Below are 12,628 nucleotides of genomic sequence, written 5' to 3' on the forward strand. Positions count from 1 at the left end.
TAAAGAAAAGTTAATGAGCAAAATATTTATAATAGGTTTACCACGTACCGGCACAACTAGTGTGTGCCATGCATTTTTAGAACTTGGCATTACAACAGCGCATACCGCGTATACTAATGCCTGTTTTCAAAATGCCAGCGTAATTGCCGACACTCCCATATTTAACGACTTTAAAGCGCTTGATATTCATTACCCAGACTCTAAGTTTATTTATTTAGAGCGCGAACTTGGTGCATGGCTTGTATCAATAAAACAGCTTTTAACGCGTATGCACACTAATTTAACGCGCGGCGACGGGGGCTTTAATATTCATATAAAGCGCTGTTATTTAAATACGTTTAGTGAGCTTTCGCTTAATAATATTAGCGACGATAGTTACTTAGCAGACTGTTATGATACACATTTTAATGATGCTCAAACGTACTTTAATAACCGTGACAACGATTTTTTATCCATTGATATAGCAAAGCCTGATAGCTACAAAAAACTATGCGATTTTTTAGCATTAAAAAGTGACAAAGCTGATTTTGAAAAAATGAATATGGGCGGCAAAGTCACCGCATGGAACGATATTAAACACCCGCTAAAAGTCGAATCCACCGCTAAAGGGCGCATAGATAAATTGCTGCCTTACAAGATTTTTTAAAACAAATACGTTAAAATCCCCGCATTATTATTTAAGTTGTACAGAACATGTTTGAATTAAAATACCACACCCCATTTGAATGGACCGAAGTTGTCCTTGCTGACTTTAATACTTTTTTACAAGATCATGCCGCTGCAGAAAAAAAAGCATCGGGTATGGCTATGTCTATGCTTTCGCATTACCCAGACAAACGTAAATTAGTAAAAGCCATGACCGACTTAGCATTAGAAGAATTAATACACTTTAAACAAGTGCTTAAGTTACTTTTAGAGCGCGATGTAAACTTAGGTGACGACAAAAAAGACCCGTACATAAAACAAATACGTGCACTGTTTAGACATGGTCGTGATGGTTTTTTAATGGACCGATTACTGGTTGGCGGTGTAATTGAAGCACGTGGTCACGAGCGTTTTTCTTTAGTTGCACAAGCACTTCCTGAGGGTAAAGAAAAAGACTTTTATGTTGCGATTGCCAAGTCAGAAGAAAAACATAAAAACCTTTTTGTAGAGCTTGCTTACGAATACTTTGATAAAGAAGAAGTTGATACTCGCCTAGAAGAGTTACTTACAGCAGAAGCTAAAATCTGTGAAAGCATCCCATTTACAGCTGCTTTGCATTAACTAAAATTAGCGCAGAGCCTATTTTATTCGCTTTGCGCCACCTGCCTCTACTCTCATTTCTTGGTTAAACCCTTCATGAATTATTGATTTGCAATTTGCGAATCAAAATAATAAAACACACTTTCACACATCTTAATGCATTGATAATAAATACAAAAGCGTTTGGTCTCATACTTGCTACCTATACATTAAGCAAATAGAGGGAAAGGCTTATGTTAAAATTTACTTTTATACTATTACTAATATCTTTTAGCGCCGTAGGCAGTGAAAGTCATTTAGATTATATAGAAAATGCAAATGGTGAGCGGGTACAAAAAGTATCACACTTAGTTAAATGGACACATACTCGCTTTGTGTTTACCCGTGATATTTCGCGTATAGCACTTGGCCACGAAACAACGCTTGATGTGAACGTGGTTAATGGTCGCGAGCTACTAATTTTAGCTAAAAAGTTAGGCCGTACATCTATGATGGTGTGGTACGACGATAAAAGCTCGGAAACATTTTTACTTGGTGTTACCGAAGATTACAGCGTGCTTGAAAATGCCCTCAACGATATTCATCCTGACGTGCAACTAACCATAGCACCTGATCGCCATGCTGTTGTATTACGCGGTGAAGTACCTACTATAAATTATCGTCATGCCGCTTATGAAGCTGCAAAAAACTATCTATACGCCAGTAGCTCACAAGCATCACAACCCGTTATTACCTCAAACTCTAACCAAGGAATGTTTAATTCTCTCGCTCAACGCTTGCAAGGATTGGGTAACGCAAACGGTGGTACCTCTCAAAACTCGAGCAAAGTCGCTATTATTAATTTAATAAAAGTAACTCAAGCACCCAAGCCAAAAGAAGAACGTATTAGCGAAGTAATTAAATCAATGGGCGCAGATAAAGTGACCATTAAACGCATCTCGGTTGATGAGCTATCAAATGATGATAGCGATGTATTTTTACTGTCAGGCTCTGTAAAAAATCAAATAAAGCTAGTGCGCTTATTAAATACAATTAATAAATTATTCGAACCAGAGCAAGCATTACAAACTCAGGGATCTCCTCTTGATCCTAATAATTTAATGGGCGGCGCAACGCAGGATAAAAGCGCAGGTATTGAAGTGCTTGCCAACGAGTCGGGTGGGTTAATAAACGATGCTACATCAGGGTTAAACTTAAGTAATGTAAGTTCTAATATTGCCAGAGCAACGCTTCTTTCAGTGGCTGGCGGTAAAGTTTTGTCGAGCATTGAAGTTGAAGATTTACCTCAAGTGCGTGTGTCGGTGCAATTATACGAAGTAAATCAACGTAGATTAAAGCAATGGCGCCCAGATATTAGCGTGCTCTCTAATGGGTATGAAAAAGAAGCGGGATTGTTTGGTCGTGACGGTATGACTGAACGCGAATCAGGCTCTGCAACAATAGAAAATGCGCTGCAATTAATTGGCGGTCAATTAACTAATAACTTACAGCTTTCTACCTCACAGTTTGCCATTGATATGTTGTTTTCATTACTTGAACAAGAAGGTATTTCTCGAACGCTTTCTCGCCCTACAATAACGGTTTTAGCTGGTGAAAGTGCCGTATTTAAGGTCGGTGGAGAAGTACCCGTACCTACAAGTTATAGCCCTTCAGGAATTACAAGCGGGCAGCAAGGTAGTAGTGGGTCGGTGTTTAGCGGCACAGAATTTAAATCATTTGGAGTTGAATTAAATGTACGCGCCATGGTTGACGACAAAGACAGAATAACACTTGATCTAAACCCAGTAATTTCGCTACCCGATACCACGTTAACCGCCGAAATTGCACAAAGCACAGGCAGCAGTTTGAACAGTAGTGCATTTAATACACGCAGCATGCAAACATCAACGCGTTTAAAAGACGGACAACCTCTTATTATTGGTGGCTTAATTAGCACCGATAACAATGCAAGCCACGACTTTGTACCTGATGGCAACGGCAATAGCATGCTTGGAAAGTTAAGCGAAACAACCAGTAAAAGTGAAAACAACCGCGAGCTTATAATTGTTGTAACTCCAAACCTAGTGCGTGAGCCAATTAATACCTTACGTTCGTGGGAACAGGCAAATATAGACACCCAGATACTTAGCTATATACAGGAGCAAGGGCTATGAAAATATTTTATATTATTTTACTGCTTACTTTATCGGGTTGCGCTCATATTGATTACAAGCCAACAGTAAATCCTTACAGTGCGTTGGGTGACATAGTAAAAAAATACCAATTAAATGCCCAACCATTAAAGTGCGAAGGTATTAATGCAAGTGACTGTTTGAACCTTGTGCATGAGGTGAATCAGCTCATGCTTGAACACCCCGATAACACAGCAATACTGTCGATATCGGCCTATGTACTTTATAAAAGTGGCCGTGCTAATCAGTCTCAACAAGTTATAAACACTCTACTTAATAAAGCTAACCCGCCATTAAACGCAATTACTTTAGGGGTTACGTTAGCAATAGAGCAAGGTAATTTAGCTAAAGCAAAAAGCATTGCTCAATACGGCGTTGATGTTTTTAGTACACATGCTTCACCATACCTACAAATGGCCTCTATACATTATGCTCAGGGTAGTTACGTTATAGCTTCAAACTATTTAGAGCTTTCGGTTAAGTTTGGTTTAAATAGCACCGCCTATTTTTACCATAAAGGGTTAATTGAAGAAGCGAATACTAATAATTTATTGGCCTGTGGCTACTATGAGCAAGTTTTACGTGCAGAACCCACGCATCAAAAAGCACTTGCTAGGCGCGGAAAACTCTCCGTTTTAGGTAATTGCTACTCTTAAGGCCTCAGGGCCTTTTTTATGCCTACAATTTGGCATTATTAAGGAGCCAAAACCACTTTATTATTTATTAAAAATAGGAGTAAAGCTTTCGCTCATCCTACGTTTTATACGTAATCTCACAAGTCTCATTTTAATATTGATTTGCATTTTGCAAATCAAAAATAAAAAAAGCTAAAAAACACACACATAAAAACTATAACAACTTGTATTTAAAAGCTATTTTCAATTGGCATGGTCCTCGCTATATATAAAGTGAGCATAAGCTCTCTTAATTTAAAGGCTACGATTATGAAAACTATTAAACATAACTTAAATGGCAAAAAGCAAAAAGGTTTTGTACTAACGTCAGAGCTAATCATTCTTTCTACATCAATGGTAGCAGCACTTGTAATTGGTTTATCTACATTACGTGACTCGGTAACCAGCGAGCTTGAAGATGTAGCTGAAGCAATTGGCTCACTTGACCAAAGCTATGTATTTGACGGGATGATTAACGCCGAAGGCACAGCTGAAGTGTCTGGCTCTGGGTTTGTAGATTCAGTTGACGTGTACGCAGGCGATGGTAGTTCATTCACTTTTGTTGCATCAGACTTTAGTGAAAGTGCCGCACTTGTTAATGCAACACCAAGCGGCGATGCTGCAACACGTACAGCAGCAGGCGGTTCACAAGGTAACTAACGCAAGGTAACCAGGTTTGAATACCAAGCTTAAGGCTCACTGCCACAAAATTGTGGCAGTGAAAGTTACTCCGGAGGAATATTATGAAAAGTAAAAGTAACAAAGGCGCAACCACAGCGGCTCTCACATTACTCATCACCTCTGGCATGTTAGCTTCGGCTTTGGGTATTAGACAGGTAAACGATGAAAATAGCGTAACAGCTTGGGTAGTAAACAAAAATATGTCGGCCGGTCAAACAGTAACCGTTCACGATGTTGAGCAAAAGAGTATAGATCCAAGTAACTATTCAAATATTGCACTGAGCGTTCAAAACCCACGTGCATTAATTGGTCAAAAATTAGCAACTAATAAAATGGTTGAACAACCATTATTTGACACAGATTTTATCAGAGCGAAAAGCCAAAATTTATCAGAAGCCATACCGGCAGGGCGTGTTTTATATACTTTAAAACTAAACACCTTGGATATTCCGCTTTCGCGCATACACAAAGGTGACCGACTCGACATAGTCGCTAAAACTAATCGCTTAGTAAGAACCGTTGCCCGTGATGTACAGCTTATTGGTGTTTCAAAAGGTCCTAAATCGCAAGCTGCTAAAAGTGGCGTAATGGATAATTTAGCTAAAGAGTCTAATTCTGCTACAGGCGGTGTTTCATTAGTCCTCGCGGTACTTCCAAAAGATGTTTATTCGTTGGCGGGTATAGATAACGCTGACAAAGTTTCAATTATTGTGCATAGCGCTTATGACATTGAACAAGGTCGTTTGCAAAACTTTTCACGCTTACAAACCAGTCGCACAATCGAAGTGGTTAAAGGCGTTAAAAATGAAGCTGTATATGTAGCTAAGTGAGTTTTTATGTTTAATTTATCAAGCAAACATGAAGAAGTTCAAACCAGTTTAAGTACCTTTGAAGAGCTTAAAAAGCTATTGCATGATGCCGTTATCGAAGAGTACGAACAAGAACCAACCGCGCTTTTATCAAGTAATGTTCTCGAAAAAATCTCTGCATTGTGCAGTGAAATCCCACAATTCAATCAATCTTCATTTAATCAGCATCAAAAAGAGCAGGTTGTTCAGGCTGTATTTGATGAAATTCAGGGTCTGGGTCCTATTGCACAGTTTATGCTGGACGATCAGGTAAGTGATATTTTAATAAACGACACGCAAGATATTTGGATTGATAAGCAAGGCAAACTACTTTGCACAGCCAGTAAGTTTGATGACGAACGCCATTTACGCCGATTTGTTGATCGCTTACTTGATGGCTGTGGTCGCCAGGTAAATGCGCTTATGCCAATTGTTGATGGCAAATTAAAAGATGGTAGCCGTGTTCATATTATTGTACCGCCTGCGTGTACCGGCGCCGCTATTGTGTCTATTCGTAAGTTTAATCATAAAAAAATAAACGATGACTTTTTAGTTAATATCCATTTTTTAGATAAAAACATCTTATTATTTTTAAAAAGTGCAGTTAAAACAGGCGTTAATATTTTAGTCTGTGGCAATGCGGGGGCTGGTAAAACGTCATTATTGAACGTACTTGCCAACTCAATTAATCCAAACGAACGTGTTGTAACCATTGAAGAAAGCGCTGAGCTTAATTTGCATCACAACCATGTTGTGCAATTGGAAGCCCACGACACTAACAGCGATGGTAAAGGTGCAGTAAGCCTAAGAGATTTAGTAAAAGCAGCCCTTAGAATGCGCGCAGATAGAATACTTGTAGGTGAGGTACGCTCAGGCGAAGTAATCGATATGCTCCAAGCAATGAACTGTGGCCACCAAGGTTCGATGACGACCATACATGCTAACAGTGCAAATGATGCCGTTATTCGTTTATCTACCTTAGTGCAGTTACACAATGCACAACTGAGCGATACCCATACAAGTTCGCTAATCGCGTCGAGTATTCAGCTCATAGTTCATGTTTCTCGCTCAACTAATGGCATCCGCACTCTAAAAAGTATTGGTGAAATTAAGCGTGTTAATGGCGGGGCACAATTTAGCCCGCTTTATAGTATTAACGAAGCAGAACCAGTACAAAGTGATTTAATAGATAACTCAAGTGTTATTGAGTTTATGAAAGGTCAAGGCGCAAATGCACAAGAATTGAAAGCATTACTGCACAATAACCCGGAGGCTAACAATGACTAAACTTGATTATTTATTAGCTATTGCGGCGGTTATAACTTTTGTACTGGCTGCGAGTGTATTGGCTTCTTTGTATGTGAATAATAAAAGCAACCAAAGCACTAAAAAAGCAGATATTTTAGAAGAAAAAGATGTCCTTACTCTGTCACTACGAGTGCTTGGTTTAAATATTAGTAACGCCTGGTTTATAAGCATGGCGTGCTCGCTCTCTAGTAGCTCCTGGTTTTTAGCTAAATTATATTACCCAGAGGCATCAACCAGCGCGTTTATTATTTCAATCGTGGTCTTTGTAACCTGTTTTATAACTGTGATTGACTTGGCTCATTATAAATTAGCAAAATTTGAGCATCACTTTTTAGAATTTATTGAAACCGTACAATCGTGTTTAAGCACAGGGCTATCGCTACAGCAATCAATGCACTTTGCTGATGAACATGCAGACCCATATATAAAAAAACAAAGCACCTTACTAATACAACGCATGAGCATGGGTAGTGATGCCGAAACGTCGTTTGCCCCATTAATTGAAAGATACAACTGCGAAACCGTAAGATTGTTTGCTCATAGCATCATTACACATACACAAAGCCAGTGCGATTTGACCGACATGCTAAAAAGCGTATGCAACATGATGTCGCTAATAACTCTCGACCGCCAACAGCTGAAAGCTAAGCTTTCCGGTACTAAATACGCTGCTGTGTTTAGTGGTTTTTTACCTTACGCACTAATTCCTTTATTTAGCTATACCGATCCAACCTGGTTTGAACCATTATTAAACGATCCTAATGGGATTGCATTTATAACGGTTGCGCTTCTTTGTCAGCTATTTGGCTTTTTATGGCTACGCCTTAGCTTAAGGGTAACATTATGATTGATATACTTTTACTTATCGGGCTTTTAGTAAGTATGGGCTCATTTATCCATATTCATAGGCAATCGCTTAAAGTCGAATTAGATAAACCCGATACTAAAAACATTAACTGGTATCCGCTAATTATCATCTCTAAACGTCAACTAAGACAAGCAGGGATTCAAATTAATAAAATATTAATAAGCCTGTACTGCTTTAAAGTGGCTGCTACTTTTAGTGCATTTACGGTTATAGAGCTAACAGGGTATGAGCTGAGCCAATCGATTAAATTATTACTGTGTTTTATGTGTTTTTTTGCACCCGAATGCTGGTTTTTATTACGTAAAAATCAACGTCAAACCACTATAAATAACAGCTTAGAGTTTTTTTTACGGGTGTTACTGGTTTACATGCGCGCTGGATTTTCACTAGAGCGTTCATTTGCACTGGCGGTTGATCATGGATTGAGTCAAAAACACCCATTATACAAAGAGCTAAAGTTATTTTTATTCGAACTAAGTGCAGGTAAAGATCGTGAATTTGCATTTAATTCACTTTTTGAAAGAACCGGCGTATTAGGAATTAAAAAACTCGCAAACTTAATGTTAATAGGGTCAAAACTTGGTACGCCACTTATCCAAGCAGTAGAGGCTCAACTTGAAGGCCTAGCTTTAAAAAAGAACATTTTACTCGCTAAAAAGGTAAACAAAAAAGCGATGCACACAACCTTTCCCATTATCTTAATTTGTTTTCCGATGTTTTTGGTATTGGTGTTTTTTCCCGCAGCATTACAAGTAATGAACGTACTTAAAATGCTTGTAGAAGTGTTATAGGAGCCTGATATGAAAAAGCATTATCAACAAGGGTACATACTTACTATTGAGCTTATATTAATTATAACTATTTTAATTATTGGCTCAATTGGTGGGGTGATTTTAGTAAGGGATGCCCTTATTAAGCGCCATCAAACTAAGGTAGATAATCAAATTACTGTAGTTGATGCTAACAATAGACCACTCGGTATTGCAGTAAGTTTTGATGAGCATCAAGCACCACTCATTTTTTATACAGATCGTGGAGCAAACAACACGTACAGGGCATTAATAGGCATAAGAGATGATAGGTTTACCTCGCGAGAAGCTGTTTATTACGATGCTCCAAATTGCCAAGGTAACCCGTGTTTAAAGGGCTTAAGCGACGAAGCAACAGACAGCCAAGGTGTCAGCAAGTTAAATAATACCGGTAATGTAAGTTATATAAATGCGCTGCAGCAAGGTCCAAATTACGCAATAGGGCAGTTAGGTAACAGCGTTATTGGTCAGTTATTAAGAAGCACGCCACAACAATGCCCTGCTAATAGTGAACAAATTCTATCTCGTTATGTATCCCAAAAAGTAGTAACAGGCTCACCTTGTGAAAGCTTTGAAATAGATAAGCAACCAGCCGACAGCAGTTGTTTAGTTGGAGTAACAGCTTTAGGAAATCCACTTTTAGGTACAAGCGATCAAGGTTTATCACAATCGTGTGATACATGCCAAACAGGGTACGAATCGCAAGGTGACATACTTGATTTATATTTACCTCAGGTAGAACCGCTTTTAAATACAGCCCTTAATGCGCTTTCATTAGTAGGTATAGGCACAAACGTTGATATAGAGCTTGGCACAATATGCTGCCCAGAAGGTACACGCTTAGAAGATGATGAAAACATTGTAGAAACACTTGTTTTCACTATTTTACAAACCACATTTGAGCTGGTCGGTATCGATTTAGTAAATAACCTTATCATTAGTGAAACACTGAGCTTAATAGGGATTGAGCCAGGTATTACATATTGCAAAACATCACTTAATTTAGTTAATGCAGAACAAGTAATTAATATCACCACAGGCGAACCTGCTCTTAGTAGTTTAACGCCACCATTTAAAGTTTTACTGCCAGTACATAGCGGCCAAAACAGGACAACGTGGATACATACTCCCCCAAAAGGGGAAGGAGAACGTCAATGAACGCCTCAAATATATTTACCTCACATGCTAATTTAGCAGATACACCAACTGATGAAATATCAACAGAAATTAAAGAAACGCTAACGCTACTAAAACAGTTTTATGATGTTCCAATTGTTAAATTTATCGATTTTAGAGAGGTTTATTCAGAGCAGTTAATAACCTGCAACGATAAAGAAAGTGTAGAAAATGAGTTATTAAGCTATCAACTACGCTGCACACAAGAAAAACTATATTTATTTGAAGATACTTTTTTTGATGATGTATCAAACAACACGCACAAATTAATTCGTTTTTATGCACAATATCCAATTTATAGTGTCACTAATAAATTAATTGGCGTAGTGCTGATGGCTGATTTAGCACCTAAAACATTAATAGGTTCACAAAAAAATCAGTTTATTTCATTTGCTCAATTATTGCAGACACAGTTAAATAAAAATTCAGATTCAGTAAGTAATCAAAGTACTAATCCTGTGAAAAAAAATTATGGGGAAAAGTATATTCATGTATTTAGTTTAGCGCCCGTGGCATTATTAATTGCATTAGTATTATGCTCATTCACTGCATTACTGCTTTATACTATAGAAAAAAAGGAGCTGCAAAGTAATTACAATGAACAAACTCAGCAATTACGTAAAACGTTATTTAATGCTTTAGAGCGATTTGATAATCAAGGATTATATATATCGCAAAAAGATTTAGTTATCGCAGGCTTTTTACAAAGCCAAAATAGCTATACAAAAGAGCAGCTTAATGATTTAGTACATAGTCAGGTTTCACAAAGCTTAACTTATAAAGGGTATATTGTGTTTGATTCTGAGTATAACCAACTTGCACTTTGGTCAAAAAATAATTTTGATTTAGCCGCGTATGGATTTAAAAACTGGTTAGAAAAATTCAATAACAGAGCGAATAAACAAGCAGTAGAAGTATTTACTGTTGCAGATACGGCCTTCTTAATTTCTGAAATAAAAATTAAACAAGGCTCTATTTATACACTTACAGCATTTGATTTAAGTAAGTTTTTAAAAGCCGTTATTGGCAAATTAAACACTGAAAATTATAACGTTTTTATAGCAACACCACAGTTTACTTTAGGAAAACAAGGAGAAGTTAGCCCGAGTATAATTAAAAATAGTATTAGCGCTTTAAGTAGTCGTTTTCCACCTACATGGCGCTTACATGTGCAACCTATGAATAAAATAGTACGCCCACAAATAACTAAATATAGTTTAATTAGATTAGGGTTAATCTCTTTTTGTGTATTTGCCTTTGTGTATTATTTTTTACGTTTGCCAAGACGTTTACACAACGAAATAAAACAAAAAAATCAGTTAATACTCAATAGAGAAGAGCTTTTTTCAAGTTCTCTTGATGCACTGCCGCATGGGTTTGCTATTTTTAATAGCCACGAATTTCCTGTGATCACCAACAATGCATTTAACCTTTTATTTGCACAAGTGAATAAACAAAATAGTCAGCTATCGTATAGCCAGCTAATAAGTATTGCGCAGCAGAATAATATTATAAATCACTACCATGAACATCATAAGCTTGATGATGATCGTAACCAATTAATAGATATAGGTTTTACCGACGGGAAGTGGATAACTGTATTACAAAGACATACAGATTTTAATGGTTTCGTTTGCTACTTTAGAGATGATACAGATGCACATCAAAAAGAATGTTTACTCGCTGATGTTCTTGAAAAATCAAAACAGACAAATCAATTAAAAGAAAAATTTGTTACAAGGCTTAGCCGTCAGTTAAAAACGCCTTTCTCATCTTTAAAGTCATTAGTTGAAATATCTAAAGATCCAATAAGCTTTAACGAATTTAAAAACAATGTGGGGAATATTTCTGATGCATGCGACCAGCTCGAAAGTGTAATTCAACAACTCGTAAATATAAATAAATCTGAAATAGGTAAGTTAAAACTACAGGCCAAAAACGTTAACCTGAATCATATGATCAATAATAATATTTCGATTTTAACTAAAGAAGCTGAAAACAAAAAAATAGTTCTTAAAAATAATATTACGCCTGAGTTAACCGTAGTAAGCGATGAAAAGTTAATTTCTCAATTGGTTATTCAGTTAGTGACAGAGGTTTTGGATTCGTCAAATAATACAACGCTATCTATTAACGCTCAGATTAAAAATGAAAGTAACCGTAATTACTTACACCTAGACTTTTCATTAAGCAATTTAATCGACAGTAGTTACTTTATAGCTGAGCTTAAAAGTATATCGGGTGATGATATAGCACGCCTCATAGATGATAAATACGTGTCATTAGAGTTAAAGTTTTTTATCTCAATATTTAAAATGTTAGGTGGTAAAGCGATAACTGTAAGTAGTAACGCGAATAAATCAACGATAACGCTTTCTATGCTGGTAAAAAAAGTAACGAAGCAAGATAAAGACAATGTGCAAAAAGTACCAAGTAGCTCATTAAATACTCATTTAGTAAAAGCGAGTTTAGTGACTAATAAGCAACAAAACACGCTACTACTTGTTGATGACGATCCACTTGTAGAAATTGTGATTAGGGCAATGCTAAAAGATCAGAATATCATAATAGATTACGCATGCAGTGCGATAGAGGCTATGTTGATGGTTTCGCAAAATAGTTACGACATTATTCTAATGGATATAGTAATGCCAGAATTGTCGGGAACTGACGCTATGTTAAAAATTAAAAAACACAGTGATAATTCTAAAACTAAAATAATTGCGCATACATCGACACCCGATACAGAATCTAAATATGTAAATCAGGGCTTTGATGACGTGTTATTAAAGCCAGTGAAACAAGGTGTTTTAATAAACCAAATAACACGTATTTTAAAAAGATAAGC

General features: G+C 37.0%; 11 protein-coding genes. All 11 read left to right on the forward strand.

Annotation, left to right across the window (positions count from 1 at the left end; all coding sequences use genetic code 11):
* Positions 1 to 13 precede the first annotated feature (13 nt).
* The 11 genes from H5159_RS02930 to H5159_RS02980 all read left to right on the forward strand — a co-directional run bounded on the left by H5159_RS02930 (position 14) and on the right by H5159_RS02980 (position 12,626).
* Positions 14 to 646 carry a sulfotransferase gene (locus H5159_RS02930; RefSeq protein WP_182779687.1) on the forward strand — a complete coding sequence of 211 codons (633 nt, stop codon included), beginning with the start codon at positions 14 to 16 and terminating at the stop codon, positions 644 to 646.
* Between the two features lie 47 nt (positions 647 to 693).
* Positions 694 to 1,266 carry a tRNA-(ms[2]io[6]A)-hydroxylase gene (locus H5159_RS02935; protein ID WP_165743839.1) on the forward strand — a complete coding sequence of 191 codons (573 nt, stop codon included), beginning with the start codon at positions 694 to 696 and terminating at the stop codon, positions 1,264 to 1,266.
* A gap of 212 nt (positions 1,267 to 1,478) precedes the next feature.
* Positions 1,479 to 3,398 (forward strand): pilus assembly protein N-terminal domain-containing protein, encoded by a 1,920-nt coding sequence (locus tag H5159_RS02940; protein WP_182695945.1) that lies wholly within the window; start codon positions 1,479 to 1,481, stop codon positions 3,396 to 3,398.
* Entirely contained in the window at positions 3,395 to 4,072 is a 678-nt protein-coding gene (locus H5159_RS02945; protein ID WP_182779688.1) for a lipopolysaccharide assembly protein LapB, read from the forward strand. Before H5159_RS02940 ends, H5159_RS02945 begins: the two co-directional genes overlap by 4 nt.
* 288 nt (positions 4,073 to 4,360) lie before the next feature.
* On the forward strand, positions 4,361 to 4,750 hold the full coding sequence (locus H5159_RS02950; RefSeq protein WP_076925982.1) for a hypothetical protein: 390 nt from the start codon (positions 4,361 to 4,363) through the stop codon (positions 4,748 to 4,750).
* Positions 4,751 to 4,833: 83 nt separating this feature from the next.
* Positions 4,834 to 5,601 carry a hypothetical protein gene (locus H5159_RS02955; RefSeq protein ID WP_182736397.1) on the forward strand — a complete coding sequence of 256 codons (768 nt, stop codon included), beginning with the start codon at positions 4,834 to 4,836 and terminating at the stop codon, positions 5,599 to 5,601.
* 6 nt (positions 5,602 to 5,607) lie between these two features.
* Positions 5,608 to 6,906: a CpaF family protein gene (locus H5159_RS02960; RefSeq protein WP_182779689.1), complete on the forward strand. Its 1,299-nt coding sequence runs from the start codon at positions 5,608 to 5,610 to the stop codon at positions 6,904 to 6,906.
* A complete protein-coding gene (locus tag H5159_RS02965) occupies positions 6,899 to 7,774 on the forward strand; it encodes a type II secretion system F family protein (RefSeq protein ID WP_182711254.1) in 876 nt (291 codons plus the stop codon). Before H5159_RS02960 ends, H5159_RS02965 begins: the two co-directional genes overlap by 8 nt.
* Entirely contained in the window at positions 7,771 to 8,586 is an 816-nt protein-coding gene (locus H5159_RS02970) for a type II secretion system F family protein (protein ID WP_169043649.1), read from the forward strand. The genes H5159_RS02965 and H5159_RS02970 overlap by 4 nt, the downstream gene beginning before the upstream one ends.
* A 9-nt stretch (positions 8,587 to 8,595) precedes the next feature.
* The gene (locus H5159_RS02975; RefSeq protein ID WP_182736156.1) at positions 8,596 to 9,762 is read left to right on the forward strand and encodes a hypothetical protein; all 1,167 of its coding nucleotides are present in this window, start codon (positions 8,596 to 8,598) and stop codon (positions 9,760 to 9,762) included.
* A complete protein-coding gene (locus H5159_RS02980; RefSeq protein WP_182779690.1) occupies positions 9,759 to 12,626 on the forward strand; it encodes a response regulator in 2,868 nt (955 codons plus the stop codon). The genes H5159_RS02975 and H5159_RS02980 overlap by 4 nt, the downstream gene beginning before the upstream one ends.
* Positions 12,627 to 12,628 lie beyond the last annotated feature (2 nt).

Source organism: Pseudoalteromonas sp. SG43-1, from assembly GCF_014164415.1.
GTDB classification, from domain to species: domain Bacteria; phylum Pseudomonadota; class Gammaproteobacteria; order Enterobacterales; family Alteromonadaceae; genus Pseudoalteromonas; species Pseudoalteromonas distincta.

Bases quoted from the DNA above. Each gene is read 5' to 3' on its own strand.
- H5159_RS02930 (WP_182779687.1), top strand. From the start codon at position 14: ATGAGCAAAATATTTATAATAGGTTTACCACGTACCGGCACAACTAGT.
- H5159_RS02935 (WP_165743839.1), top strand. From the start codon at position 694: ATGTTTGAATTAAAATACCACACCCCATTTGAATGGACCGAAGTTGTC.
- H5159_RS02940 (WP_182695945.1), top strand. From the start codon at position 1,479: ATGTTAAAATTTACTTTTATACTATTACTAATATCTTTTAGCGCCGTA.
- H5159_RS02945 (WP_182779688.1), top strand. From the start codon at position 3,395: ATGAAAATATTTTATATTATTTTACTGCTTACTTTATCGGGTTGCGCT.
- H5159_RS02950 (WP_076925982.1), top strand. From the start codon at position 4,361: ATGAAAACTATTAAACATAACTTAAATGGCAAAAAGCAAAAAGGTTTT.
- H5159_RS02955 (WP_182736397.1), top strand. From the start codon at position 4,834: ATGAAAAGTAAAAGTAACAAAGGCGCAACCACAGCGGCTCTCACATTA.
- H5159_RS02960 (WP_182779689.1), top strand. From the start codon at position 5,608: ATGTTTAATTTATCAAGCAAACATGAAGAAGTTCAAACCAGTTTAAGT.
- H5159_RS02965 (WP_182711254.1), top strand. From the start codon at position 6,899: ATGACTAAACTTGATTATTTATTAGCTATTGCGGCGGTTATAACTTTT.
- H5159_RS02970 (WP_169043649.1), top strand. From the start codon at position 7,771: ATGATTGATATACTTTTACTTATCGGGCTTTTAGTAAGTATGGGCTCA.
- H5159_RS02975 (WP_182736156.1), top strand. From the start codon at position 8,596: ATGAAAAAGCATTATCAACAAGGGTACATACTTACTATTGAGCTTATA.
- H5159_RS02980 (WP_182779690.1), top strand. From the start codon at position 9,759: ATGAACGCCTCAAATATATTTACCTCACATGCTAATTTAGCAGATACA.